At 74.1% G+C, this 26,949-nt stretch carries 18 protein-coding genes and 1 pseudogene; 5 read left to right on the top strand and 14 right to left on the bottom strand.

From position 1 onward, the window contains the following. Positions 1-35: 35 nt before the first annotated feature. Positions 36-2,630, bottom strand: a complete 2,595-nt coding sequence (locus DDW44_RS24135; protein ID WP_244224100.1) for a bifunctional salicylyl-CoA 5-hydroxylase/oxidoreductase — start codon at positions 2,628-2,630, stop codon at positions 36-38. Then, complete coding sequence (locus tag DDW44_RS24125; protein WP_017946674.1) at positions 2,627-3,454, bottom strand: enoyl-CoA hydratase family protein; 828 nt, start codon at positions 3,452-3,454, stop codon at positions 2,627-2,629. Before DDW44_RS24125 ends, DDW44_RS24135 begins: the two co-directional genes overlap by 4 nt. A 301-nt stretch (positions 3,455-3,755) precedes the next feature. On the opposite strand from DDW44_RS24125, the gene DDW44_RS24120 reads away from it, so the two are divergent. Then, entirely contained in the window at positions 3,756-4,205 is a 450-nt protein-coding gene (locus DDW44_RS24120; RefSeq protein WP_108907711.1) for an ATP-binding protein, read from the top strand. A 158-nt stretch (positions 4,206-4,363) separates the two neighbouring features. Here the strand turns inward: DDW44_RS24120 and argF are convergent, their stop codons facing one another. The 11 genes and pseudogenes from argF to DDW44_RS24070 all read right to left on the bottom strand — a co-directional run bounded on the left by argF (position 4,364) and on the right by DDW44_RS24070 (position 16,678). After that, positions 4,364-5,386 carry an ornithine carbamoyltransferase gene (gene argF, locus DDW44_RS24115; RefSeq protein ID WP_108907710.1) on the bottom strand — a complete coding sequence of 341 codons (1,023 nt, stop codon included), beginning with the start codon at positions 5,384-5,386 and terminating at the stop codon, positions 4,364-4,366. 88 nt (positions 5,387-5,474) lie between these two features. Further along, complete coding sequence (locus DDW44_RS24110; protein ID WP_108907709.1) at positions 5,475-6,725, bottom strand: arginine deiminase; 1,251 nt, start codon at positions 6,723-6,725, stop codon at positions 5,475-5,477. Between the two features lie 130 nt (positions 6,726-6,855). Beyond that, a pseudogene (locus tag DDW44_RS33580) lies at positions 6,856-6,945 on the bottom strand (dehydrogenase); the annotation flags it as partial. 453 nt (positions 6,946-7,398) lie between these two features. Further along, on the bottom strand, positions 7,399-9,951 hold the full coding sequence (locus tag DDW44_RS24105) for a polynucleotide kinase-phosphatase (RefSeq protein ID WP_108907708.1): 2,553 nt from the start codon (positions 9,949-9,951) through the stop codon (positions 7,399-7,401). Then, positions 9,948-11,699, bottom strand: coding sequence for a 3' terminal RNA ribose 2'-O-methyltransferase Hen1 (locus DDW44_RS24100; protein ID WP_244224099.1), 1,752 nt, complete (start codon positions 11,697-11,699; stop codon positions 9,948-9,950). The genes DDW44_RS24105 and DDW44_RS24100 overlap by 4 nt, the downstream gene beginning before the upstream one ends. Positions 11,700-11,793: 94 nt before the next feature. Continuing rightward, positions 11,794-12,708 (bottom strand): homocysteine S-methyltransferase, encoded by a 915-nt coding sequence (gene mmuM / locus DDW44_RS24095; protein ID WP_108907706.1) that lies wholly within the window; start codon positions 12,706-12,708, stop codon positions 11,794-11,796. A 39-nt stretch (positions 12,709-12,747) separates the two neighbouring features. Then, positions 12,748-13,671 carry an LLM class F420-dependent oxidoreductase gene (locus DDW44_RS24090; protein WP_108907705.1) on the bottom strand — a complete coding sequence of 308 codons (924 nt, stop codon included), beginning with the start codon at positions 13,669-13,671 and terminating at the stop codon, positions 12,748-12,750. 343 nt (positions 13,672-14,014) lie between these two features. Then, complete coding sequence (locus tag DDW44_RS24085) at positions 14,015-14,572, bottom strand: DUF6099 family protein (RefSeq protein ID WP_051093073.1); 558 nt, start codon at positions 14,570-14,572, stop codon at positions 14,015-14,017. Between the two features lie 125 nt (positions 14,573-14,697). Continuing rightward, complete coding sequence (locus DDW44_RS24080) at positions 14,698-15,069, bottom strand: nucleotide pyrophosphohydrolase (RefSeq protein WP_018888508.1); 372 nt, start codon at positions 15,067-15,069, stop codon at positions 14,698-14,700. Then, the gene (locus tag DDW44_RS24075) at positions 15,066-16,208 is read right to left on the bottom strand and encodes an AAA family ATPase (protein ID WP_108907704.1); all 1,143 of its coding nucleotides are present in this window, start codon (positions 16,206-16,208) and stop codon (positions 15,066-15,068) included. The genes DDW44_RS24080 and DDW44_RS24075 overlap by 4 nt, the downstream gene beginning before the upstream one ends. A gap of 56 nt (positions 16,209-16,264) precedes the next feature. Further along, the gene (locus DDW44_RS24070; RefSeq protein ID WP_017946662.1) at positions 16,265-16,678 is read right to left on the bottom strand and encodes a cell division protein SepF; all 414 of its coding nucleotides are present in this window, start codon (positions 16,676-16,678) and stop codon (positions 16,265-16,267) included. A gap of 452 nt (positions 16,679-17,130) precedes the next feature. On the opposite strand from DDW44_RS24070, the gene DDW44_RS24065 reads away from it, so the two are divergent. Further along, on the top strand, positions 17,131-19,560 hold the full coding sequence (locus tag DDW44_RS24065; RefSeq protein WP_108907703.1) for a SpoIIE family protein phosphatase: 2,430 nt from the start codon (positions 17,131-17,133) through the stop codon (positions 19,558-19,560). Between the two features lie 153 nt (positions 19,561-19,713). Continuing rightward, positions 19,714-21,789, top strand: a complete 2,076-nt coding sequence (locus tag DDW44_RS24060) for a SpoIIE family protein phosphatase (RefSeq protein WP_018888503.1) — start codon at positions 19,714-19,716, stop codon at positions 21,787-21,789. 204 nt (positions 21,790-21,993) lie between these two features. Here the strand turns inward: DDW44_RS24060 and DDW44_RS24055 are convergent, their stop codons facing one another. Continuing rightward, entirely contained in the window at positions 21,994-23,541 is a 1,548-nt protein-coding gene (locus DDW44_RS24055; protein ID WP_244224098.1) for an MFS transporter, read from the bottom strand. A 422-nt stretch (positions 23,542-23,963) separates the two neighbouring features. Here DDW44_RS24055 and DDW44_RS24050 point away from each other — a divergent pair, with 422 nt between their 5' ends. Together DDW44_RS24050 and DDW44_RS24045 are read left to right on the top strand one after the other, a co-directional pair. After that, positions 23,964-24,509 carry a 2Fe-2S iron-sulfur cluster-binding protein gene (locus tag DDW44_RS24050; RefSeq protein WP_017946658.1) on the top strand — a complete coding sequence of 182 codons (546 nt, stop codon included), beginning with the start codon at positions 23,964-23,966 and terminating at the stop codon, positions 24,507-24,509. After that, positions 24,506-26,824: a xanthine dehydrogenase family protein molybdopterin-binding subunit gene (locus DDW44_RS24045; protein WP_244224097.1), complete on the top strand. Its 2,319-nt coding sequence runs from the start codon at positions 24,506-24,508 to the stop codon at positions 26,822-26,824. The genes DDW44_RS24050 and DDW44_RS24045 overlap by 4 nt, the downstream gene beginning before the upstream one ends. The last annotated feature ends 125 nt before the right edge of the window (positions 26,825-26,949 follow it).

The raw sequence follows: 26,949 nt of genomic DNA, 5'->3' as shown, positions 1-26,949 counted from the left end.
CACGGCCGCGGGGTACCGGGCCCGGGGCCGGTATGTCACGGCCGCGGTGTACCGGTGAGGGTGAGGCGCGGCTTGGGGGCGTCGGTGCGGCCGGTGGGGGGAGTGCGGCTGCCGGCGCGGTACGGCGCGGGCCAGGGCGCGGCGGGGCCCGCGTAGTTCTGCTCGGCGGCGGCGTGCAGCGTCCAGTGGGGGTCGTAGAGGTGGGGCCTGGCCAGGGCGCACAGGTCGGTACGCCCGGCGAGGAGGAGGGAGTTGACGTCGTCCCAGGAGGAGATCGCGCCGACGGCGATGACCGGCACCCGGAGGGCGTTGCGGATGCGGTCGGCGTAGGGGGTCTGGTAGGAGCGGCCGTACTCGGGGCGTTCATCGGGCACGACCTGGCCGGTGGAGACGTCGATGGCGTCGGCGCCGTGGGCGGCGAAGGCGCGGGCGATCTCGACGGCGTCGTCGGCCGTGGTGCCGCCGGCGGCCCAGTCGGTCGCGGAGATCCGCACGGTCATGGGCCGGTCGTCGGGCCAGACCGCCCGGACGGCGTCGAAGACCTCGAGGGGGTAGCGGAGGCGGTTGGCGAGGCTGCCTCCGTAGGCGTCGGTGCGGTGGTTGGTGAGCGGGGAGAGGAAGCCGGAGAGGAGGTAGCCGTGGGCGCAGTGGAGTTCGAGCAGGTCGAACCCGCTGTCCGCGGCACGCCGGGCGGCGGCGGCGAACTGGTCGCGGACGAGGGTGAGTCCGGCGCGGTCGAGCTGGTGGGGCGTCTGGTTGACACCGGGCCGGTACGGCAGGGGTGAGGCGGCGACGAGGGGCCAGTTGCCGTCGGGCAGGGGCTGGTCGATGCCTTCCCACATGAGCCGGGTGGATCCCTTGCGGCCGGAGTGGCCGATCTGGACGCCGATGGCGGTGCCGGGGGCCTGGCCGTGGACGAAGTCGGTGACGCGGCGCCAGGCGGCGGTGTGGGCGTCGGTGTAGAGGCCGGTGCAGCCGGGGGTGATGCGGCCCTGGGCGCTGACGCAGACCATCTCGGTCATGACGAGTCCGGCTCCGCCGAGGGCGCGGGCGCCGAGGTGGACCAGGTGGAAGTCGCCGGGGTCACCGTCGGTGGCGGAGTACATGTCCATGGGTGAGACGACGACGCGGTTGCGCAGGGTGAGTCCGCGCAGCCGCAGGGGCGTGAACATGGGCGGGGTGCCGGGCGGGCACCCGAAGTCGTCCTCGACGGCGCGGGTGAACGCGGGGTCGCGCAGCCTGAGGTTGTCGTGGGTGACGCGCCGGCTGCGGGTGAGGAGGTTGAAGGCGAACTGCCGGGGTGGCTGGCCGAGGTAGGTGGGGAGGTCCTCGAACCAGCGGAGGCTGGCGGCGGCGGCGCGCTGGGTGGATTCGACGACGGGGCGGCGTTCGGCCTCGTACGCGGTGAGGGCCTCGGGGAGGGTGGGGTGCTCCTCGACGCAGGCGGCGAGGGCGAGGGCGTCCTCGACGGCGAGTTTGGTGCCGGAGCCGATGGAGAAGTGGGCGGTGTGCGCGGCGTCGCCGAGGAGGACGGTGCTGCCGTGGGACCAGCGTTCGTTGACGACGGTGCGGAAGGCGGTCCAGGCGGAGTTGTTCCCCCGGAGGGGGCGGCCGCCGAGGGCCTCGGCGAAGATCTTGGCGCAGCGTTCCGCGGACTGCTGTTCGTCGCAAGCGTCGAGGCCGGCGGCGCGCCAGACCTCTTCGCGCATCTCGACGATGACGGTGGAGGCGCCGGTCTCGCCGGGCTCGCCGGAGTGCCCGGCCGGTGGGTGGGGGCCGGGTGCCGGGCGTTCGAAGGGATAGCCGTGGAGTTGCATGACGCCGTGTTCGGTCTCGGCGATCTCGAAGCGGAAGGCGTCGAAGGCGAAGTCGGCGGCGAGCCAGATGTAGCGGCAGCGGTGGGTGGTGACGCGGGGGCGGAAGACGCCGGCGTGCGCGGTGCGGGTGCTGCTGTTGACGCCGTCGGCGGCGATGACGAGGTCGTGGCGGCCGGCGAGTTCGGCCGCGGTGGGGGCCGGGGTGCGGAAGTGGACGCGTACCCCGAGTTCCTCGCAGCGGTCGTGGAGGATGCGCAGCAGGGTGCGGCGGCCGAGCGCGGCGAATCCGTGCCCGCCGGAGGTGAGGGTGTGTCCGCCGCGGACGATGTCGATGTCGTCCCAGCGGACGAACGCACGCTGGAGTGCCCGGTGGACGGCGGGGTCGGCGTGCTCGATGCCGCCGAGGGTCTCGTCGGAGAGGACCACGCCGAAGCCGAAGGTGTCGTCGGGGGCGTTGCGTTCCCAGACGGTGATGTCGCGTGCGGGGTCGAGGCGTTTGAGGAGTACGGCCGCGTAGAGGCCGCCGGGGCCACCGCCGATGACGGCGACACGCAGCGGGGCGCTCCGGCGTGGCGGCGTGCCGGGGCGCGGGGTGGTGCGCGGGGCGCCGGGGCTGGCGGGGGTGGTGGTGGCGGCGGCGGACGGCGGGGTTCCGGGGGCGGTGGCGCCGGTACGGGCCGGGGTGTCCGGGGTGCGGGGCGGGGTGTCCGGGGTGCGGGGCGGGGTGTCCGGGGTGCGGGCCGGGGTGTCCGGGGTGCGGGGCGGGGTGTCCGGGGTGCGGGCCGGGGTGTCCGGGGTGCGGGCCGGGGTCATCGTCCCTGCCAGTTCGGGGGGCGCTTCTCGGTGAAGGCCGCGTGGAACTCGGCGTAGTCCTCGCCGTTCATCAGCAGGGCCTGGGTGGCGGCGTCGAGTTCGACGGAGGCGGCGAGCGGCATGTCGAGCTCCGCCGTGAGCAGCGCCTTGGTCTGGGCGTGGGCGAGGGCGGGACCGTCGGCGAGGCGGCGGGCGAGGTCCGCGGCGGCCTTCTGGGCCTGGCCTTCCTCGGTCAGTTCGCTGATGAGCCCGATGCGCTCGGCCTCGGCGGCGCCGACGGGTTCGCCGAGCATCAGCAGCCTGGTGGCGTGGCCGAGGCCGACGACCCGGGGCAGCAGATAGGCGGCGCCCATGTCGCCGCCCGACAGCCCGACCTTGGTGAAGAGGAAGGAGAACCGGGCGGTGGGATCCGCGACGCGGAAGTCGGCGGCGAGGGCGATGACGGCCCCGGCCCCGGCGGCGACGCCGTGGACGGCGGCGATCACGGGGAAGGGGCATTCCCGCAGGGCGCGTACGACCTGGCCGGTCATCCGGTTGAAGTCGAGGAGCTGGGCGGTGTCCATGGCGAGGGTGGCGCCGATGATGTCGTCGACGTCGCCGCCGGAGCAGAAGCCGCGGCCCTCACCGGCGAGCACGAGGGCGCGCACGGAGCGCTCCCGGGACAGCTCGGCGAGCAGGTCGCGCAGGTCGGCGTAGGCGCCGAAGGTGAGCGCGTTGAGTTTCCCGGGGCGGTCGAGGGTGACGGTGGCGACGCCGTCGTGCCTGGTCAGGCGGATGTGGCGCCACTGCTCGGTGCGCGGTGCGGAGCTGGGAAAGGGGCTCATGGACGTGTGGCCTCCTTCGGTGGGGCGGGTCTCGTCCCACGTCTGCCTGCCACTCCAACTTATCACTCTTCCGTGACCTCCGTCACGAGAACGCGATAGGACGTCAGGGTGTCTCGGCCGGGTGGGAGTGTCTCGGTCGGGTGAGGGTGTCTCGGCCGGGTGGAGGCCCTGCCCCGGCCCGGCCGGGGGCTGCGACCGGACCGGACGGCCGCTTCCGGCCCCGCCGGGTACATCTCGTAAGGTGGGGCCGGCACCAGACGCAGTACCGGCCGCATGCGCGGCGTGATCGGAAACCAGACCCTTGCCCCACTCCCCCGGAACCGCTCCTGCCGCCGAGGCCACCGGCCTCTGGCGGATCGCGCTGCCGCACACCACCGCGGCGGTGCCGATCGCGCGCGCCCTGGTGCGTACGGCGCTGGCGGACGTGGACAAGGGCGCCGACTGCGACACGGCGGAGCTGCTCACCGCGGAGCTGGTCGCCAATGCCGTGGAGCACACCGACGGCGCCACCCCGATCGAGCTGGCGGTGGAGCTGCTGCCGGAGGGCTGCCGGGTCGAGGTGCACGACCCCGACCCGTCGCCGCCCGGCGATCTGGCGGGTCCGCCGCCGCACCGGATGCCCGACCCATGGCAGGAGAACGGCCGCGGGCTGCTGCTGGTGCGCACGCTGAGCGCGGCGTGCGGGCACCGCCCGACCGCGCGCGGCAAGGCGGTCTGGTTCAGGCTGCTCGGGGCTCCCGCCCAGGCGTGATCCCGGCCCTTCGAGGCCGCCGACCCGGCCGGACGGACCGGCGCGGGAGGTGGGCGAGGTCCCGGCCGGCACCGTCCGAGCGGGCGGTGAAGGTGCACAACCGGACGCCTGCCATGCCCCGGCTGCCAGATTCGGCACCCGCGCGCCGCCCCTATCCCCTATCCCCGGTGCGGCTGTCCGGCCCGGGCCATGGTCGCGACGAGGACGGCCTTGACCGTGTGCATACGGTTCTCGGCCTCGTCGAAGACGACCGAGTGAGCGGACTCGAAGACTTCGTCGGTGACCTCGAGCGCGGTCAGGCCGTGCCGTTCGTGGAGCTCGCGGCCGATGAGGGTGCCGAGGTCGTGGAAGGCGGGCAGGCAGTGGAGGAACTTGACGTCCGCGTTGCCGGTGGCGCGCAGGACGTCCATGGTCACGGTGTAGGGGGCGAGGGCCGCGATGCGCTCGTCCCACACCTCCTTCGGCTCGCCCATGGAGACCCACACGTCGGTGGCGACGAAGTCCGCTCCCGCGACTCCCCGGGCGACGTCGTCGGTGAGGGTGACCGCCGCCCCACTCGCCTTCGCGGCCTCGCGGGCCGCGGCGACGACCTCGTCGGAGGGCCAGTAGGCCCTGGGGGCGACGATCCGGACGTCCATGCCGAGCAGGGCGGCGGTGACGAGGTAGGAGTTGCCCATGTTGAAGCGGGCGTCACCGAGGTAGGCCAGGACGATCGAGCTCAGCGGCTTGTCGGTGTGCTCGGTCATGGTGAGGACGTCGGCGAGCATCTGGGTGGGGTGCCAGTCGTCGGTGAGCCCGTTGAACACGGGCACCCCGGCGTACGCGGCGAGCTCCTCGACGGCCGCCTGGCTCTCCCCCCGGTACTCGATGCCGTCGAACATCCGGCCGAGCACCCGGGCGGTGTCCCTGACCGACTCCTTGTGCCCCAGCTGGGAGGCGGCCGGGTCGAGGTACGTCGTCGACGCGCCCTGGTCGGCGGCGGCGACCTCGAAGGCGCAGCGGGTCCGGGTGGAGGTCTTCTCGAAGATCAGGGCGATGTTCTTGCCGCGCAGGCGCTGCACCTCGGTACCGGCCCGCTTGGCGGCCTTGAGCTCGGCGGCCAGGTCGATCAGGCCGCGGAACTCCTCGGCCGTGAAGTCGAGCTCCTTGAGGAAGTGGCGGCCTTCGAGTTGTGTCGCCATGGTCGGCTGCTCCCGGATCGCTGACGAGGACTTTGGAAGTCTATACGTACTCCCGTATTGCTATACGACGGGGTGGGTGCGGCGGGTGTCAGGTGCCCGCCCGGACGGCGTCCCGCTCCACCGGGCAGCTCATGCAGCGGGGACCGCCCCGGCCGCGGCCGAGTTCGCTGCCCGGGATCTCTATCACCTCGATCCCCTGCTTGCGCAGATGGGTGTTGGTCGTCACATTGCGGTCGTACGCGACGACGACGCCGGGCTCGACGGCGAGGACGTTGCAGCCGTCGTCCCACTGCTCCCGCTCCGCCGAGTGCACGTCCTGCGTCGCGGTCAGCACCCGGATGTCCTTGAGCCCGAGGGCCGCCGCGATCGCGCTGTGCATGTGCTCCGGCGGATGGTCGGTGACCCGGAGGGACACGGCCTGGTCGCCCGCCGCCGGCTCGATGGTGTACGAGCGCAGCATGCCGAGCCCCGCGTACTGGGTGAACGTGTCGTGGTCCACCATCGTCATCACCGTGTCCAGGTGCATGAACGCGCGGCGCTTGGGCATGTCGAGGGCGACGATCGTCCGGGCGGAGCCCGCCGCGAACAGTCCCCGGGCGAGCATCTCCACGGCCTGCGGGGTGGTGCGCTCGCTCATGCCGATGAGCACGGCTCCGTTGCCGATGACGAGGACGTCGCCGCCCTCGATGGTGGAGGGGTAGTCGTCCTGGCCCTCGGACCAGTGGTGGAACTCGCCCGCCTCGGGGCCGGTGAACAGCGGATGGTGCTTGTAGATCGCCTCGAAGTGCACGGTCTCGCGCCGGCGGGCGGGCCAGCGCATGGCGTTGATGGAGACGCCGTCGTAGATCCAGGCGGAGGTGTCGCGGGTGAAGATGTGATTGGGCAGGGGGCCGAGGAGGAAGTCGTCGAGATCCATGACGTGGAAGCGGACGGACGACGGCTCGGAGTGCCCGGCGAGGAACTCACGTTTCGTCATGCCGCCGATGAGCGCCTCGGTGAGCGCGCCGGTGTCCATCTCGTCGAAGGCGGCCCGCAGATGGTCCGTGGCGAGCGGGCCGTACTCCTTCTCGTCGAAGACCCGGTCCAGGACGAGTTTGCGGGCCGCGGGGAGCTCCAGCGACTCCCGCAGCAGATCGCCGAAGAGATGGACGGCGACCCCCCGGTCGCGCAGCACGTCGGCGAAGCCGTCGTGCTCCTGGCGGGCGCGCCGGACCCAGAGCAGGTCGTCGAAGAGCAGCGCGTCCTTGTTGCTCGGCGTGAGCCTCTTCAGCTCCAGATCCGGCCGGTGGAGAACGACCCGGCGCAGACGCCCGGTCTCGGAGTCGACATGGAATCCCATGCCCCCATCCTGGCCGCCCGGAGGTCACTTCACTCGGCGAACGCCGGGACCGTCGCGGTCGTCTCGGTCAGCACGCGGCCGCGCGGAGGGTTCGGCGGAGGGTTCGGCGGCGGGCTCCCGGGCGAGGGGGCGCCGTCGGCCGGTTCCGGCGGCCGGCCGCCGATCCCGCCGCGGCGAGCATGTCGGTGCGCACCCCCTGCGGGCAGACGGAGTGCACCTCTCCCGGCCGCGCGGCACGGACGCGGGCCACCGGGACCGGCCGACGATCGCCATGGGTCCTTCGGACCCGGTCCGAGACCGGGACCGGGACCGGGACCGGCGGGCCCCTTTACCCGCGGGGCCCGCGGGCCCACCAGCGTGCGGCCCCGTGGATGCGGCGCCCGTCCGGGCGGCGCCGGCGCAGGCCCCCGGGGGCGGCTCAGGTGTCGGCACAGGTGTCGGCACATGTGTCGGCACAGACGCAGACGTCGGCCCAGGCGTCCTGCCTCCGGCCTCCGGCGTCGGGGCACGGCCACCGGCGGCAGCCGGTGGCCGCCGACGCGGTGGGCCTCCCCGTCGTGAGCCGCGGGCACATGGCGTCCGCCGCCGGGGCCGGGTTCCCGGAGGGACCCGCCCCCGAGCTGTGGCCGGCCCGTGCGGGAGGCCGGGCCGTGCCTCCCGCGCTCGGGCCGCGCTACAACCGGGGGTCGACCGGCTCCGACTCCAGCGCGAGGACCGCGAACACGGCCTCGTGGACGCGCCACAGCGGCTCACCTCCGGCGAGGCGGTCCAGGGCCTCGAGACCGAGTGCGTACTCGCGCAGGGCCAGTGAACGCTTGTGGCCGAGGAAGCGGTCGCGCAGCCGGGCCAGGTTGTCCGGGCGGGTGTACTCGGGGCCGTAGATGATCCGCAGGTACTCCCGGCCGCGGACCTTGACGCCCGGCTGGACGAGCCGCCCCTTGGCGTCGCGCGCCAGGGCATGCAGGGGCTTGACGACCATGCCCTCGCCGCCCGCCGCCGTCATCTCCAGCCACCAGTCGGTTCCGGCCTTCACCGAGTCCTCGTCGCCGGTGTCGACGACGAGGCGGCGGGTGCGCTGCAGCAGCCCCGGGCCGTCTGCCGTGCCGTCGGCGTCCACCAGCCGGTCCAGCAGGGCCAGTTGCTCGTCGTGGGCCACGCCGGCCAGGGAGCGGCCCTGCCCGGCGAGGATCTGGAAGGGCGCGAGGCGCACGCCGTCCAGGCCGTCGGTGGTCCAGCAGTACCGGCGGTAGGCCTCGGTGAACGCGGCGGCGTCCGTGGCGCGTTCGCGCTGGCGCGCCAGCAGGCCGCCGGCGTCGACACCGCGGGCCACGGCCGCCTCGAGGGCGGCGGTCGCGCTGGGGAGCACCGCTCGGGACGCGGCGCCGACGGCGGCGTACTGCCTGCGGAGCAGTCCGGAGGCCTTGAGCGACCACGGCATCAGTTCGGCGTCCAGGAGCAGCCAGTCGGTGCCGAGTTCGCCCCACAGCCCGGCCCCGGTGATCGCCGTGCGCAGCCGGTCGAGGATCCGCTCGGTGACGGCGGGGTCGTCGAAGAAGGGGCGGCCCGTACGGGTGTGCAGGACGCCGCCGACGCCGTCCGCGCCGAAGCGCTCGTACGCGACGCCCGCGTCGCGGCACACCAGGGCGACGGCCCGGGAACCCATGTGCTTCTCCTCGCACACGACCCGTTCGACGCCGTCGGCCCGGTACTGGGCGAACGCCTCCTCCGGGTGCTCCAGGTAGCCGTCCCTCCGCGAGGTCGCGGTGGGCGCCATGGTCGGCGGGAGGTAGGCGAGCAGCCGCGGGTCCACCGCGAACCGGCTCATCACCTCCAGTGCGGCGGCGGCGTTCTCCTCGCGCACCGCGACGCGTCCCATGTGGCCGGTCTCCACGATGCGGCGTCCGTGGACGTCGGCGAGGTCCAGCGGGCGTCCCTCACGCCCGCCGGGCGCCTCGGTGAGGAGCGGCCTGACGGGCTCGTACCAGACCTGCTCGGCGGGGACGTCGACGAGCTCCCGCTCGGGCCACCGCAGTGCGGTCAGCCTGCCGCCGAAGACGGCGCCGGTGTCGAGGCAGATGGTGTTGTTGACCCAGGAGGCCGTGGGCACGGGAGTGTGTCCGTACACCACCGCGGCGCGGCCGCGGTAGTCCTCCGCCCAGGGGTACCGTACGGGCAGGCCGAACTCGTCGGTCTCGCCGGTGGTGTCGCCGTACAGGGCGTGGGAGCGGACCCGGCCCGAGGTGCGGCCGTGGTACTTCTCGGGCAGGCCGGCGTGGCAGACCACGAGCCGGCCCTCGTCGAGGACGTAGTGGCTGACGAGCCCGTCGATGAACTCCGCCACCCGCCCGCGGAACTCGGGGTCGGCGGCGTCCTCGCGGTCCAGTTGCCCGATGGTCTCGGCGAGCCCGTGGGTGGGCTGGACGTTCCGGCCCCTGAGCCAGCGTCCCAGCTTGTTCTCGTGGTTTCCGGGCACACAGAGGGCGTTGCCGGAAGCGACCATACCCATGACACGGCGCAGCACGCCGGGGCTGTCGGGTCCGCGGTCGACGAGGTCGCCGACGAAGACGGCGGTGCGGCCCTCGGGGTGTGCGCCGTCCACATAGCCGAGGCGGCCGAGCAGGGTCTCCAGTTCGGAGCTGCAGCCGTGGATGTCGCCGACGATGTCGAACGGACCGGTGAGGTGGCGCAGGTCGTTGTAGCGCTTCTCCAGCACGACCTCGGCGGCGTCGGCCTCCTCGACGCTCCGCAGGACGTGGACCTTGCGGAAGCCCTCCCGCTCCAGGCCGCGCAGGGAACGGCGCAGTTCGCGCCGGTGGCGCTGGATGACATGGCGGGGCATGCCCGCGCGGTCCGGGCGGACCGCGTTGCGTGCGGCGCACACCTCCTCGGGCATGTCGAGGACGATGGCGATCGGCAGGACGTCGTGCCGGCGGGCGAGCTGGACGAGTTCGCGGCGGCTCTCCCGCTGCACGCTGGTGGCATCGACCACCGTCAGCCGGCCGGCGGCGAGGCGCTTGCCGACGATGTAGTGGAGGAGGTCGAAGGCGTCGCCGCTCGCGCTCTGGTCGTTCTCGTCGTCGGCGACCAGGCCGCGGCAGAAGTCCGAGGAGATCACCTCGGTGGGCTTGAAGTGCTTGCGGGCGAAGGTGGACTTGCCGGACCCGGTGGCGCCGACGAGGACCACGAGGGACAGGTCGGTGACGGGCAGTCGGCGGGTGGTGGTCATACCGCACCCTCCTTCATGGTGTTCGTGGTGTTCGTGGTGTTCGTGCTCTGCGTGGTGGGCGTGGCGTCGGTGGCGGGCGCGGCGGATGTGCTGGGCATGGTGGGCGTGGCCTCAGTGGAGGGCGCGGTGTGCGTGGCGGGCGTGCTGTGAGTGGGGTGCGTACGGGACCCCTGGGCCGGGTGCGTCTCGGCGTGCCCGGCGCTCCCGGCGCTCCCGGCGCTCCCGGCGTTCCCGGCGTTCTGGGCCCGGCCGGTGCGCGATGGGGCCGCCGCGCCGCCCGCAGCGGGGCCACCCGCAGCGGGGTCGGCGGACGCCAGGGTGAAGACGGCCATCTGCGTCGGCGGGCCGACCTCCGGATCGTCGTCGCCGACCGGTACGTACACCACGTCGTAGCCATGCCGTTCCGCGGTGCGCGAGGCCCAGCCGCGGAACTCCTCGCGGTTCCACTCGAAGCGGTGGTCGCTGTGGCGTGCGTGCCCGGCGGGCAGCGTCTCCCAGCGCACGTTGTACTCGACGTTCGGCGTGGTGACGATCACCGTACGCGGGCGGGCGGCCCCGAACACGGCGTACTCGAGCGCGGGCAGCCGCGGCAGGTCGAGGTGCTCGACGACCTCGCTGAGGACCGCGGCGTCGTAGCCCGCCAGGCGCTTGTCGGTGTACGTGAGCGAGCCCTGCAGCAGGGTGACGCGGCCGGACTGCCGCTCGCCCAGGCGCTCCAGGCGCAGCCGGCGGGCGGCGACCGCCAGGGCCCGCACGGACACGTCCACGCCGACGATGTCGGTGAACCGGACGTCCTGCAGGAGCTCCTGGACGAGCCGGCCCTGGCCGCAGCCGAGGTCGAGCACACGCGCGGCACCCGCCGTGCGCAGGGCGTCCAGGATCGCGGCGCGCCGCTGCACGGCGAGCGGTACCGGGCGCTCGTCGGTGTCCTTCGTCTCGTCCACCGCGTTGTCCAGCGCCTCCGCCTCGAGGTCGTCGCTCTCGGCGAGGCGTGCGAGTTCGAGCCGCTCCGCTGCCTGCCGGGTGAGGCCCCGGCGGTGGGACAGATAGCGACTGGTGATCAGCTGCTGCTCGGGGTGGTCGGCCAGCCAGCCCTCGCCTGCCCGCAGCAGCTTGTCGACCTCGTCGGGCGCCACCCAGTAGTGCTTGGCGTCGTCCAGGACCGGCAGCAGCACATAGAGCTGGCGCAGGGCGTCGGCGAGGCGCAGCTCCCCCTGGAGTGCCAGCCGTACGTAGCGGGAGTCGCCCCACTCCGGGAACCGTTCGTCGAGCGTGATCGGCTCGGCCTCCACGCTGTCCCAGCCCAGCGGCCCGAACAGCCGGCGGACGAGGTCGGGGCCGCCGCGCGCGGGCAGTGCGGGCACCTCGATCCGCAGCGGCAGCGGGCTCGCGGCCCGCTCCGGCATCGCGGCGCACACTCCGCGCAGCGCGCTCTTGAAGACGGTGCTCATGGCGACGGAGACCAGCGAGGACGCGGCGTAGGGGCGGTCGTTGACGTACTGGGCCAGGGCGGAGTCGGGTGCTCCGCCGCTGCCCCTGCCCCTGCCGCGCCGCACCAGCGCCACGGGGTCCACCTCCAGCAGCAGTGCGGCGGTGCAGCGTTCGGCGCTCGCCTCGGGGTAGAGGATGTGCGCCGTGCCGTGCGAGGTGGAGAACGCCTGCGCCCTGCCCGGGTGCTTGTGGAGCAGGAAGCCCAGGTCGGTGGCGGGACGTTCGGGGGTGCCGGTCGTACTGATCGTCAGGAACACGCGTCCGAGTATCACCGACCCGCCACCGCCCCGAACAGCGGTTTTCCACGGTCCCGGACCGCCGGCGCGGGCGGGCCGGGTGTCCGGGCGGGGCTCAGTGGTGCGACGTCCGGGCGAGCGCGGCGAGGGCGGCGATGCGGTCCGGGCCGACCCGGCAGCATCCCCCGACCAGGCGGGCGCCGGCGGCGGCCCAGCCGGGCAGCCGCGCCGGGTCGAAGGTGATGCCGCCGGACCAGGCACGGGCCCGGGCGTCCCACCGCTCCCCGCTGTTGGGGTAGACCACGACCGGTCTGCCGCTCTCACGGGCGGCGATCTCCACGGCGCGGTCCGCGTCGGCGGGCTCGCAGCAGTTGACGCCGACGGCGATGACGTGGTCGTGGCCCGCGGCGAGCGCGAAGGCCGCCCCGAGGTCCTGGCCTGCGCGGGTGCGTCCGCCGTCGATCGTGTAGGAGAGCCACACCGGCACACCGGTGTCCGCCGTGGCGCGCAGCAGGGCCGCCGCCTCGTCGGTGTCCGGCACGGTCTCCAGGGCGAGGACGTCCGGGCCGGCCTGGGCGAGGGCCTCGGCGCGGGGCCGGTGGAAGGCCTCCAGTTCCCGCACCGTCAGCCCGTAGCGGCCCCGGTACTCGCTGCCGTCCGCGAGCAGCGCGCCGTACGGGCCCACCGACGCGGCCACCCACACCTCACGCGCCGACCGCTCCGCGGCTCCGCGTGCCAGCGCCACACTGCGGGCGAGGAGCGCGGACGCCTCGTCCCGCCGGATGCCGCGGCCGGCGAATCCCTCGTAGGTGGCCTGGTAGCTGGCTGTGATGAGCACCTGGGCTCCCGCCCGCACATACGCCGTGTGCGCGGCCGCGATCTGCTCGGGCCCGTCGGCGAGCAGCCGTGCCGACCAGAGGGCGTCGGAGAGGTCGCAGCCCTGTGCCTCGAGCTGGTTGGACAGTCCGCCGTCGAGGACGAGCGGGCCGCCTTCGGCGAGGGCGGCGGCGAGGCTGCGGGCGGGCTTCACTGGCGGCTCCGGTGGCGGCGTCCGGTACGGCGGTCGGCTTCAGTTCAGCTGGGACTGGATCTGCGAGGAGATGAGCTCCAGGTGGTCGAGGTCGTCCAGGTCGAGGATCTGGAGGTAGACACGGGAGGAGCCCGCGTCGGCGTATCGGCCGAGTTTGTCGACGACCTCGGCGGGCGAGCCGGCGAGGCCGCCGGCCTTCAGCTCGCCGACGTCGCGGCCGATGGCGGCGGCGCGGCGGGAGACCTCCGCGTCGTCCCTGCCGGCGCAGACGACGAGGGCGTTGGAGTAGACGAGGTCGTCGGGGGAACGTCCGGCCTGCTCGGCGGCCGCGCGGACGCGGTCGAACTGGCGCTCCGTGTCCGCCGGCGACGCGAAGGGGATGTTGAACTCGTCTGCGTACTGCGCTGCCAGCCGCGGGGTGCGGGTGGCGCCGTGGCCGCCGACGAGCACCGGGACCTTCCGCTGGGCGGGTTTGGGCAGCGCCGGCGAGTCCTGCAGCCGGTAGTACCGCCCGTCATAGGTGAAGGTCCGGCCGGTCTCCGTGCCCCACAGGCCCGTGAGGATGGCGAGTTGCTCCTCAAGGCGGGCGAACCTCTCCTTGGGGAAGGGGATGCCGTAGGCCTGGTGCTCCTCCTCGAACCAGCCCGCGCCGAGTCCGAGTTCGACCCGGCCGCCGGACATCTGGTCGACCTGGGCGACCTGGATGGCGAGTACACCGGGCAGCCGGAAGGTGCCGGCCGTCATCAGTGTGCCGAGCCTGATCCGTCGGGTCTCGCGGGCGAGTCCGGCCAGGGTGATCCAGGCGTCGGTGGGTCCGGGCAGGCCGTCCGCCGACCCCATGCTGAGGTAGTGGTCCGAGCGGAAGAAGGCCCCGAAGCCCAGGTCCTCGGTGGCTCTGGCCACGGTGAGCAGGGTGTCGTAGGACGCGCCCTGCTGGGGTTCCGTGAAGATGCGAAGGTCCATTCGTCCATCCTGCACCTCGGCCGGCGGCTCAGCCCCCGGCGGTGGCATCGGGGACGGACCGGCCGCGCCCCGCGAACCGCCCCGCACAGGTCGCTTGTGCGAGGCCGGGCCGCGCGTGCAGGCCGGGGCACGTGGCGCGAGGCCGGGCCACCTGGCGCCAGGCCGGGGCCGCGCGTGCGGGTCTTGGGGCGGAGTGGACGCGCGGCGGGATGGACGCACGACGGAGTGGACGCACGGTGAAGCGACACGGCCGCATGGCGCAGCGAACGCGGCCGCGCGCCGGAGCGGCCCTGCGACGACGCGCCGGAGCAGCCGCGCGACGACGCGGGTGCGGTGCGCAGGCTCAGGGCGGGCTCGCCGTCGGCTCCGCAGGGTCCGGACGGCGGGCGGCGCCCTCACGGCCGAGCACCCCGCCGCCTTCCCACTGCAGGTCGCGGTCTCTTCGGCGCTCCCGGTCGCGCTCGCACAGGGCGAGGCGGTGGAGCATGGCGCGGACGTGGTCGCTGGACTCGTCCGCGGCGTCGATCGCCTCGATGCACTGCCAGTAGAGTCCCTCCTCGTCCGTGGCGCAGGCGACGCCGACGAGCGCTATGCCGACCTCGCCGAGCAGGGTCCCGAGCGCGTCCAGCGACCGCCAGGGATCCGTCACTTCGGTGAGCTGCGCGGCTCTCGGGCCGCCGGATCTCAGGACGGCCGGGTCGGCGAGTATGCCGGCCCGGCCGCCTGCCTCGCTCAGTCCGCGCGCCTCGCCTCTCAGCTCCTGGGGTCCGCTCACCGCCAGCCGGCCCCCGATGGCCTGTGCGAGGGCCTGGGCCTGCCAGGCCTCCGCCACGACGTCGAACGCTACGCGGCACTCCGCGAGTGCCCGCCTGCCGATCGCCACGAGTCGTTCCGCATCCATGGACGCCGCCCCCGTTCGTACGACTTTCTGCCCACTGAGTCACTACCCAGAGTGAAGGAGCTCCAGACGAAAAGCCAGGGGAATTCGGAAATCTGTGGACAGCAAGCCGCTTGAGGGAAGATCAGTCACTCCGGAGAGTGACCATCCCGCGCTGAGGGACCGTCGGACGCCCGTTCGGCGGGAGGGAAGCGGAGCTCGTTCCGGTCGATCTTGTCCGAGAGCGCCCGGAGCACGTCGACCCCGACCACCTCGCAGAACTGGAGCAGATACGCGAGTACGTCGGCGACCTCGTCGGCCACCCGGTGGGCCCGGTGCGGATCGTCCATCACCCGTGCCGACTCCTCCGGCGTCAGCCACTGGAAGATCTCCACGAGTTCCGCCGCCTCGACGGTCAGCGCCACGGCGAGGTTCTTCGGTGTGTGGTACGGCTGCCAGTTCCGCGCCGCGGCGAACTCGGCAAGTCTGCGCTGCAGCGCCCGCATGTCCAGTTCCGTCATCGCACCAGGTCTACCACCGTCACGCCCCGGACCTCCCGAGCGGCCGCGGCCTCCCCCACCTCCCCCACCAGCCGCAGATGCCCCTCCGCGCAGACGGAGGCGGCCAGTGCGAGGAGGGTGCCCAACTGGGCGGTGTCCAGGGCGTGGTCCAGGTTCCCGGCGAGTACGGTCAGCGACTGCAGGGCCCGCGGGACCTCCGCGGCCTGATCCACCGCCAGTACACCGGGGCCGGTCAGCAGGACCAGGGCGAGGGCCAGGAAGCGCAGTTCGCCGTCCCCCAGCCTGCCCAGCGGCGTGGCCCGGGCCGGGCCGGCGCCGGACGCGCCACCGCGGTCGAGGACCGCGCGGACCGTACCGTCGGCGAGTTCCTCGACCCCTACCTCGCCGACGGGTCCGGCGCATCCCGCGCGGGCGACGGACGCCAGCCTGGCGTGACGGCGGGCGCACTCGTGCCTGGTCCGGTGGAGCACGGCGGCCAGGTTGCCGCAGCCGGGCCGCAGCCGCCCGTCCCCCGGCGCGACCGGCGCACGCATCCCGTCGGGCCGGGGATCGCAGGGGAACACCGACCGCAGCGCCACCACCACCTGCTCGGCGGCCGCGAGCACCTGCCGCTGCCCGTGCGTGGTGCCCGCGACCCGCAGCGGCAGCAGCGCCGTGCCGAGCAGGTCGCCGGGGAACGGCGCGCGGGTGACCCGGGAGTCGCCGGCGGTGTGCCAGGCCGCCTGGACGCGGGGGCGCCCGGGGTCGCGCAGCGCGGTGCTCAGCAGCGTACGCCCGCGGGCGGTCAACCGCTCACCGGCGATGCGCAGTTCCGGGTCGGCCTGCACGGCGACGTCGAGCCGGACGGGCCCTTCCGGGCCGTCGGCCGTGCAGCCGATCCGGAAACCCCGCCGGCCCCGCGCGTCGCGCGACGCGTCCTCGGGCACACAGCCCACCGGGTCGGGGAACACCTCGCCGAGCGTGGCACCGGCCCCGAGCCGGGCCAGCGCCTCGTACGCGCGCAACGCGGTCGACTTGCCGCTGCCGCTCGGCCCGGCGAGGAGGGTCACCGGGCCGAGCGGCAGCACCCTGCCCCGGTGCCCGGCGAAGGAGGAGAGGCGCAGTTCGGTGACGGCGGGGCGGATGGCGGGTACGTCCATGCGGCGGACGCTACGCAGGGCCCGGCACGCCGAACCGTTCCCTCTGGAAGCGCTTCCTACGAATGGGGGACGGCGGTCGCCGCGAGCCCGTCGACCTCCGTGCCGACGGGCGCGAGCAGGAACACATTGCGGTCCACGCGGTGCATCCCGCAGCCGAGCCCGAAGACGACTCCGCTGCTGAAGTCCAGGACGCGTTGGGCGACTTCGGCGTCCGCGCTCGTCAGGTCGAGCAGCACCGGCACCCGGGCGACGAGGTACTCGGCGATCTCACGGGCGTCCGCGAAGACCTGCACGCGCAGCACGACCATCCGGCGCTGCTCCGCCTCGGCGGCGGACGCGGCGAGCCGGTCCCGGGGGATCGTGCGGTGGTCCACGCGTGACGGCCACGCGTCGCGGCCCCGCAGCGGCACGACCTGGGCCAGGCCCTCCCACTGCTCGTCGGTGACGTCGAACCTCTCGTACCTGCTCATGCGACCATCTTCGCGTCCCTCACCCGTTCGGCCCAACAGCGACACGGGCAAGTCGCTGCCGGCCCGCCGCGGCACCGCACGCCGGGAGCGCCGCCGTATCACCGCACGCCACCGCACGCCGGCGCACGCCGGGAGCGCCGCCACGGCACCGCACACCGGGTGCGCCTCCGCGGCCCGGGATCCGGGGAGGACGAGTGTGTGCACACCTGTTGGCAGCCGCACATGACCGGGAGCACACTGCACGGGCGGACGGCCGCCCTGGCTCCAGGGTGCGCCGGCGTGCGGTCGGGACCGCACGTCGGCGTGCCCCGCCGAGGCCCCGTCCGCCGTCGCGCCCGCGCCGGTCCGCCGCGGCGTGCCCGTGGGTGCCGTACCGGGAACCGCCCGGTGAGGCGGTGTCGGACGGGCCACGGGGCGTGCGCAACCGTCGGAGCCGGTGGAGCATGAGAGTGATGACCGGATCCGTGACCCTGATCAGTGAGAGCCCGGAGGACCCGTTCTCGCTGGGGCGGGCCGTCTCCGTCGTGCTGGACGAGCGGGGATCGGTGGTCGGCTGGAGCGAGCGTGGACGCGAACTCCTGGGCTTCACCGACGAGCAGGCACTCGGCCGCCGCGCGGTGGACTTCCTCGTCGACGTCCGCGACCTCGGCCTCGTGCGGGAGGCCGCGGCGGGATGCGTACGGGACGGCGGCTGGTTCGGGGTGGTCCCGGTCCTCGACCGGGAGGGCCGCAGGTCCCGTTTCGGCGTCCGGGCCGCGCGGGTGGCGCGGGCCGGCCGGGAGCACGAGTGGCTGCTGGTGGGCGCCCCGGCGGAGGAGGTCACCCAGTGGGAGATCGACCGCTCGGTCATGGAGGGACTGTTCCGCCGCTCCCCCATCGGTCTGTCGGTGCACGACCCGAGTCTGGCGATCCTGCGGGTCAACCGGCCGATAGCGCACATCGGCGGCATCACCTCCGACCAGGCGCGGGGGCAGCGCATCGGTGACTTCCTGGTGGCCGCGGACGCCCGGACGATCGAGTCCCGGCTGAGCGAGGTCCTGGAGACCGGGACGCCGATGATCTTCACGGAGCAGTCGTGCCGGCTGCTCGCCGAGCCGGGGGCCGAGCGCTATGTCGCGGTGTCGGCGTTCCGGATGGAGGACTCGGCCGGCCGCACCCTCGGGGTGACGCAGCTGGTGGAGGACGTCACCGACCGGCACCGGGCCCGCCGCCGGCTGGCGATGCTGAACGAGGCGAGCGAGCGCATCGGCACCACGCTGGACGTGGAGGCCACGGCGCAGGAGCTGGTGGACGTCGCCGTGCCCGGTATCGCCGACTGCGTGACCGTCGACCTGCTGCCGGCGGTCGGACTCGGCGAGGCGCTGTTCCCGGAGCGCGGCGGACCGCTGCGCAGGGCCGCGTTCAAGTCGGTCGCGCCGTACCCCGAGCGGGTGATGTACCCGGTGGGAACGCTCAGGTCGTTCCCGAAGGACTCGCCGCAGGCCCGGTGCCTGGTGACCAGGCGCCCCGTGCTGGTGGCCCACATGGACACCGACGGAGCGGAGCTGGGCCTGGACCCCGATCGGGCCGGGCACGCGCGTGCGCTGGGCGTCCACTCGATGATGGTCGTGCCGCTGACCGCCCGGGGCCTGGTGCTGGGGCTGGTCTGCCTGTGGCGGTACGTCGTCCCGGAGCCGTTCGAGGAGGACGACCTGACGCTGGCGAACGAGTTCGCGGCCCGCGCCGGCGTCGCCATCGACAACGCCCGCCGGTACACCCAGGAGCACCGGACGGCGCTCGCGCTGCAGCGCCGGCTGCTGCCGCGCGAGGTGCCCTCGCAGCCGGCGGTGCGCGTCGCGCACCGGTATCTGCCGGCCGGCGGCTCCGCGGGGGTGGGCGGTGACTGGTTCGACGTGATCCCGCTCTCCGGGGCCCGGGTGGCGCTGGTCGTCGGCGACGTCGTCGGCCACGGCATCAACGCCGCGGCGACGATGGGGCGGCTGCGCACCGCGGTGCACACCCTGGCCGATCTGGACCTGGAACCGGACGAGGTGCTGTCCCACCTCGACGACCTGGTGACGCGGCTGGCCGGTGAGCAGGAGCAGGGCGACGACGGCGGTCCCGGCGAGCAGGTGGTGGGCGCCACCTGCCTGTACGCCGTGTACGACCCGGTGTCGCGGATCTGCTCCGTGGCCCGCGCGGGCCATCCGCCGCCCGCGCTCGTCGCGCCGGACGGCCGGGTGAGCCTGCCCGAGCTGCCCGCCGGGCCCCCGCTGGGCCTCGGTGGGCTGCCGTTCGAGTCCGAGGAGCTGGAGCTGCCGGAGAACAGCGTGCTCGCCCTCTACACCAACGGGCTCGTCGAGGGCGACGCGCACGACATCGACGCCGGTCTCGACCGGTTGTCGGAGGCGCTGAGCGGCCCGGACCGTCCGCTGGAGGACATGGCCCAGTCGGTGGTGGACACGCTGCTGCCCGCGCGGCCCGCCGACGACGTGGCGCTGCTGCTGGCCAGGACCCGCACCCTGGCGTCCGAGCAGGTCGCGACCTGGGTACTGCCCGCCGAGCCGACCACTCCGGCCCGGGCCAGGGCGCTGACCGCCCAAAAGCTCGCCGAATGGGGTCTGGAGGAGATGGTCTTCACGACGGAGCTGGTGGTGAGCGAACTCGTCACCAACGCCTACCGCTACGCGGGCGGCCCGGTGACCCTGCGGCTGATCCGTCTGCACCGGCTGATCTGCGAGGTCTCCGACCCCAGCAGCACCTCGCCGCATCTGCGGCGGGCCCGCAGCACCGACGAGGGCGGCCGGGGACTGCTGCTGGTGGCACAACTGACGTCACGATGGGGTACACGACACATGCATGAGGGCAAGACTGTCTGGACCGAGCAGGAGCTGCCCGGCTGACCGGCGTGGCCGGAGCTGCGCTGACCGGCGTGGCCGGAGCTGCACGGAACGTGGCGCGGAGGGACGATGGAGAGCGCGAGCGCCCGGGTTTCCGGCGGGGTGGGCATGACCTGCACAAAAGCCCTGTGACGGTGGCGGGAGGAGCGGCTGCGGATGGGTGGCACCGAAGCGTTCCCCGGTGACCTGGTACCGAGCGTGGAGGCCGGCCCCGCCCCGCCCGGCGGGCTGCTCGACGTGCTCGGCCTGGCACCGGTGGTGCTGGACGCGGAGGGGCGGATCGCCCTGTGGAGCCGTCAGGCGGAGGAGCTGCTGGGCTACACGGCTCAGGAGGCGCTCGGGCAGTACGCGCTGCGGCTGCTGGTCGAGGAGGAGCACTTCGAGACCGTCCTCGACCTGTTCTCCAGCGTGATGGAGAGCGGTGAGAACTGGGCCGGGGTGTTCCCGGTCAGGCGCAAGGACGGCGCGGTCCGGCTGCTCGAGTTCCGCAACATGCGGCTGCAGGACCGGCACGGCGGCTTCTACGCCCTGGGGCTGTCCACCAGCCAGGAGGCCCTGCGGCAGGTGGAGCGGGACCTGGCGCTGTCGGTGCGGCTGGTGGACCAGTCGCCGATCGGTCTCGCCGTGCTCGACCCCGATCTGCGCTGCGTGACGGTCAACCCGGCGCTGGCGGCCGTCAGCGGGCTGCCGGCGGAGCAGCATGTGAACCGCCGGGTGAGCGAGACCCTGCCGTTCCTGGACGCCACCCGGCTCGAGGCCGCCATGCGCCGGGTACTGGAGACGGGCACGCCCATGGTGGACCGCCAGGTCGTGGGGCGTACGCCGTCCGACCAGGACACCGAGCACGCCTGGTCGGTGTCCCTGTACCGGCTGGAGGACCCTCGCGGCCGCATCCTCGGCGTCGCGGTGTCCGTGGTGGACGTGACGGACCGGCACCACGCCGCCAGGGAGGCGGAACGGGCCCGGCACCGGCTCGCCCTGGTCGCCGACGCGTCGATGCGGATCGGCACCACCCTGGACCTGTGGGAGACCGCCAGGGAGCTGGCCGACGTGGCCGTGCCGGAGCTCGCCGACATCGCCGCGGTGGACGTGCTGGACTCGGCGGTGGAGGGGCGGCGCGAGGCGGTGCGGGCCGACGGCACGGCGGTGTTCCGCGCGCTCGCCGTGTCGGCGGCGCACCCGACCGTCGCGGTGCAGGCTGCGGATCCGCCGGGCGAGCTCACCCGCTACGACGCCGACCGGCTGGTCACCCAGTGCGTACGGACCGGCGAGCCGATCGTGGTGCCGCACGTCGAGAGCGAGGACCTGCCGCGGATCGCGCGGGACGCGGCGGCGTCGGTGCTGCTGGCGGCGGCAGGGGTGCACTCGTACCTGGCGGTGCCGCTGATCGCCCGCGGGGAGGTGCTGGGTGCGCTCGACCTCAAGCGGTTCCGCAACCCGGTGCCGTTCGACTCCGACGACGTGCTGCTGGCCGGGGAGCTCGCCAGCCGGGCGGCGGTGTGCATCGACAACGCCCGCTGGTACCAGCAGCAGCGCGACGCGGCGCTCGCCCTCCAGCGCAGTCTGCTGCCGCGGCATCCGCCGAACCTGGTCGGGCTGGAGGTCGCCTCCCGCTACCAGCCCGCGGGAGCGGTCAGCGAGGTCGGCGGCGACTGGTTCGACATCCTCCCCCTCACCGACGGCAAGACCGCGCTGGTGGTGGGCGATGTGATGGGCAGCGGGATCAACGCGGCGACGGCCATGGGGCGGCTGCGCACCGCCACCCAGACCCTCGCCTCCCTGGGTCTCGGGCCCGAGGAGGTGCTGCGGCACCTGGACTCGATCACCGCCGGGCTGGAGCCGTACATCGCGACGTGCCTGTACGCGCTGTACGACCCCCACCGGCACCGGGTGTGCGTCTCCACGGCCGGGCACCTGCCGCCGGTGCTGCTGCGGCCCGGTGAGGCGCCGGTGCTGCTCGACCTGCCGACCGGGGTGCCGCTGGGCGTCGGCGGGGTGGAGTTCCGCTCGGTCGACTTCTCCCTGTGCCCCGGGGACACCCTCGTCCTCTACACCGACGGCCTGGTGGAGACCCGTGACCAGGACATCGACACCCGGCTGCATGTGCTGCTCACCCTCATGGCGGGCCCGGCCGCGGGGCTGGAGGAGACGTGCGACCGCCTGCTGGGCTCGCTGCGGCGGGGCACCGTGGAGGACGACGTGGCGCTGCTCATCGCGCGGGTGCGGGAGTGAGCTTCCCGGCGCTCCCGGCCACCCCCGGAGACCGCGTCCCGTCCGGAGCCGGCCCGGAGGCCGCGCGTCCTGTCCGGAGCAGGTCCGGAGGCCGTCCGAAACTGTCCGGAGCCGGGCCGGAGCCCGCGTCCTGTCCGGAGCCCGTCCGGAACCGACCGGCACCTGTCCGGCGCCTCTCGGCAGCCCCGTGCCGGCGCCCCCCGGTCAGCCGGGGCGGCCCGCTTCCCCGGTCAGGCCGCTCATCCGGTGGCGGAGAGCCACCAGCATGCTCGCGCTGCCGAGGGCGAGCAGCCCCGCGTTGACCAGGAGAACGGTGAGGAACCCCGCGGTGTAGGCCCCGCTCGCGGTGTCGAGCACGGCCTGCGCCGACGGCGGGGACAGCGAGTCCAGCAGCCGGCGGCCCCGCTCGCCGTCGGCGACCAGGCTGTCCAGGTCGTGCTGCTGCACCGAACCGAGCCCCTCGGTACGGGTGAGGCGGGTGAGCGCGCCCGCCTGCACCTGGGCGAAGAACATCCCGGAGACGGCCAGGCCCAGGACCCCGCCCAGCTGGCGGGCCGTCGTGGTGAAGCCGCCGATCAGCCCGTAGGCGGCGGTGGGCACGGCGGACATGGCGAAGCTGTTGGCCGGTGTGTAGACCAGGGGCGTCGCGAAGCCGAAGGCGAGCAGCGCCAGCATCAGCGTCACGAGGTGGCCCCGGTCGACGGCCAGGGCGACCAGCATGAGGGACACCGCGCCCAGAAGCGCTCCGCCGACGACGGTCCACCAGTTGGGTGCGTAGTCGTGCAGCCGTCCCACCAGGCGGGGCAGCAGCAGCGGCCCCAGGGCTCCGGGCAGGGCGACCAGTCCGGCCTGCAGGGCGCTGTAGCCGAGCACCTGCTGCAGATAGAGGCTGAGGTAGATCGACAGCGCGAGGCTCGCCCACTGGGTGAGCGCCAGGCCGGCGCCGGCGGCGATCACATTGGGGCGCCGGCACATCCCGAGGTCGATGAGCGGATCGGCCGTCGCCCGCTCGACGAGGGCGAACAGCAGCAGAAGGGCCGCGCCGGCGAGGAGCAGCAGCAGGGCCGGAAGGTCCCGGTGCCCCCAGGCCGCCACTCTCTCCAGCGAGACCACGACCAGGGTGAGTCCGCCCGTCAGGGTGAGCAGTCCCTTCCAGTCCATGGGAACCGCCGTCCGGCCCGTCCCGTAGCGCTCGCGTCCGGCGAGGACGAGCAGGACGAGCCCCGCCGCCGTGTAGACGCCGAAGCCCCAGCGCCAGTCGGCGAAGTCGGTCAGCGCCGCGACGAGGTACGGAGCCGTCGTACTGGTCAGGGTGATCGACAGAGCGAGCGTGCCGAGGGCCCACCCGCGCATGCGCAGGGGGATCTCCCTGGCCAGCAGGGCGATTCCCAGCGGAGCGGCCAGGGCCACGGCGACCCCTTGGAGGACCCGCCCGGCGATCAGCCAGTGGCCGGTGGGCCCCACGGCGCAGAAGGCGGAGGCGACGGCGAAGCAGAGCAGGGCGGAGCGGAGCACCGTCCGGTATCCCAGCAGGTCGGCGAGGCGTCCCGAGGCCGCCGCCAGGCAGCAGAGCGGGAGCTGCGCCGCGATCACGATCCAGCGCAGGGTGGACGCGGTGGCATCGAGATCGCGCTGGATGGTCGGCAGGGCCAGTGTGATGCTCGGGGCGCTGGAGAAGAGGACGGAGGTGGTGACGCACGCCAGCGCCATCGTCATGCGTTGCCGCTGATCGAACGCACGGGAACGCCTCACCGGCCCATCACAGCACGGGCCGGGTCGCCATGCACCTCCGCCGGCTCCGGTGACTGGGGGGCCTCCGGTGGGTGCGGTGGGTGCGGTACTGCTGGTGGCTGCGGTGGCCATGCGGTGGCCATGCGGTGGCCATGCGGTGGCTCCGGTACGTCCGGTGACCGTCGGTGGCTCCGTGCCCGCCGGGGCGGGTGGGAGGCGGTCGGCGCCGTGCGGGTTCGGGTTCGGGTTCGGCCACGTCGCGGTCGGCGACCGGCGGTTCAGCGGTCCGGTGCACTCCGATGCGCCGGGGGTGGTTCGGGGATAGTGTGCGAAGCGGGAGGGCGGAGGTACCGCAGGGGGCCGAGCACCGGGGTCCGTGGCCCGCGACCCGTGGCCGCACCGGACCGCACCACCCCGGGCACAATCGCATCCGGAGCCCGCCGATGGCACACGCGCAGACGCTCCCGGGGCCCGACGTCGACCCGCCGGTCCTCGTGGAGCTCGCCCTGTACGTCAACGGCGAGGCCCGGCAGCTCACGATCGACACCAGGATGTCGCTGCTGGACGTGCTGCGTGACCGGCTCGGCCTGACCGGTGCGAAGGCCGGCTGCGACCGGGGGCAGTGCGGCTGCTGCACCGTGCTGGTCGACGGCCGGCGCGTCTACAGCTGCCTGAGACTGGCCGTGACCTGCGACGCCGTCGGCGTGGTGACGGTCGAGGGCCTTTCCACGGCGGAACTCCACCCTCTGCAACGGGCCTTCATGGCACACGACGCCCTTCAGTGCGGGTTCTGCACACCCGGGCAGCTGTGCTCGGCGGCCGGAATGCTGGACGAGGCCGCGCACGGCTGGCCGAGCGCCGTGACGGACGGGCCCACCGGTGCCCCCGAGCTCACCGACGCGGAGATCCGGGAGCGCATGAGCGGCAACCTCTGCCGGTGCGGCGCCTACCAGAACATCGTGGCGGCGATCCGGGACACACTGCGATGACGCGCATGCGGCGGACCGGACCCGGGCAGGGACCCGAGCAGGGACCCGAGCAGGGATCCACCGGCGGTGGGGCGCCACCGGCCGCCCGGGACGGGCTGCCCGTATCGCCCGGGAGCACCGCCGCCCCGCCCCCAGCCCCGACCCCGACCCCGACCCCGGGCGAACGCTCCGCCGGTGTCTCCGTGCCACGGCGGGAGGCCGGGGAGAAGGTCACCGGCCGTGCGCGCTACACGGGTGACGTGAGGATGCCGAGGGCGGCGTATGTCGCGGTGGTCCCGGCGACGGTCGCCCACGGTCGGGTTCGGGCGGTCCGTCCCCAGCGGGCCCTGGCCCTGCCCGGTGTGACGGCCGTGATCTACTTCGCCAACTGCCCGCGCCTGCGCAGGACGGGCGACGGGGAACTCTCCCTGTTCCAGTCCCCCGGCATCGCCTACCGGGGGCAGTTCGTCGCGGCGGTCGTCGCCGAGTCCCCGCTCCTCGCCCGGGAGGCAGCGCTCCGCGTCGGCGTCGAGTACGCCGCCCGCCCGCACGAGGTCCATCTGGCCACGGAGGGCCCCTCGCTGCACCCGCCTCCTGAGCACGGCCCGTGGTTCCCCACCGACTGCGTGCACGGCGACCCGGAAGCCGCGCTGCCGTGCTCCGACGTACGCGTGGACGCGGTGTACCGCACGCCGCCGTACCACCACCATGTGCTGGAGCCGCACGCGTCGCTGGCGTACTGGAACGACGGGTTCCTGACCGTCCACGACACCACGCAGGGGCCGTCGGGAACACGTGACGTCCTGGCCCGCCTGTTCGGGATCAGGCCCGACCGGGTGCGGGTCGTCGCCCATCACATCGGCGCGGGTTTCGGCTCGAAGGCGGCGCCGCGCGCCCAGGTGGTCCTGGCCGCTCTGGCGGCCCGTGTCGTACGGCGGCCGGTCGTCACCGCCCTCAGCCGGGAGCAGCTCAGCGCCGTCGTCGGGTACCGGACGCCGACCATCCAGCGGATCCGCCTCGGGGCCGGGACGGACGGCCGTCTGGTGGCCGTGTCCCATGCGGCGTTCGAACAGACGTCCATGATCAGGGACTTCTCCGAGTGCTCGGCCGCGCCCACCCGCACCATGTACGCGGCGCCCCACCGGATGACCAGCCACCGGCGGGCGCGCCTGCACGTCCCGTCCCCCACGTGGCTGCGGGCGCCCGGCGAGTGCCCGGGGATGTTCGCGCTGGAGTCGGCGATGGACGAACTCGCCGAGGCGTGCGCCCTCGACCCCGTCGAACTCCGGCTGCGCAACGACACGCCCGTCGACCCCCACAGCGGACGGCCCTTCAGCTCCCGGAACCTGGCCGCCTGCCTGCGCCTGGGCGCGGAGCGCTTCGGGTGGGCCGAGCGGGACCGGCTGCGGGCGCGGCGCAGCGACCGGCGGCAACTGGTGGGCCTGGGCGTCGCCGCGTCGACGTTTCCGCAGTACCGGTTCCCCTCGCGGGCGACCGTGCACGCCGACCCGCACGGCCGCTATGTGGTGCGCATCGCGGCGGCGGACGTCGGCACGGGAGCCCGGACGGTGCTGGCGCAGATCGCCGCCGACACCCTCCGGGTGCCGCCGGACCGCGTCACCGCGGAACTCGGCGACAGCGCCTACCCGTCGGCGAGCTGGGCCGGGCGCTCCAGCGGGACGACCTCCTGGGGCACGGCGGTGGTGCGGGCGTGCGAGGCGCTGCGCACCGAGATCGGGCGGCGCGGCGGCGACGTGCCGCCCGGCGGCGTCGAGGTGTCCTGGGACACCTCCGACGAACTCGCCCCGCCGCGCGCCTTCTCACAGCACGCCTTCGGTGCGCAGTTCGCGGAGGTCACCGTGGACAGGGCCACCAGGGAGGTACGGGTGCCCCGCCTCCTCGGCGTCTTCGCCGTGGGCCGGGTCATCAACCCGGCCACCGTGCGTTCGCAGTTGATCGGCGGCATGGTCATGGGCGTGTCCATGGCCCTCTGCGAGGAAGGCGTCATGGACCCCGCTCACGGTCACTTCCTCACCCGGGACCTCGCCGCCTACCGCGTCGCGACGTACGCGGACGTCCCCCACGTCGAAGCCGTCTGCGTCGACGAGGAGGACTTCCACACGAGCCCCATGGGAGCGAAGGGAGTCGGCGAGATCGGCATCGTCGGCACGGCGGCCGCGATCGCCAACGCGGTGCACCACGCCACCGGGCACCGGTTCCGTGAGCTGCCGCTGAGTCCCCGGCGGCTGGTGGAGGTGATGGGTCCGGGGGTGCGAGCGGGGCCTCCGGGGGCGCCCCCGGAGGCCCCGCCGTCGCGGTCGCCGGAGCAGCCGTGACCGGGCCGGGCCACGGTGGGCACGGTGAGCGCCGTCGGCACCGTCCTCGCCGTGAGCGATGTGAGCGCCGCGATCACGATGAACGCCATGAGCACGGTGGACGCCGTGGTTCACCGGCCGGCCGC

The organism is Streptomyces tirandamycinicus, assembly GCF_003097515.1.
In the GTDB taxonomy this organism is placed as follows: domain Bacteria; phylum Actinomycetota; class Actinomycetes; order Streptomycetales; family Streptomycetaceae; genus Streptomyces; species Streptomyces tirandamycinicus.
Note: the sequence above shows the minus strand (reverse complement) of the source record. Positions and strands in the feature narration are given on the sequence as shown.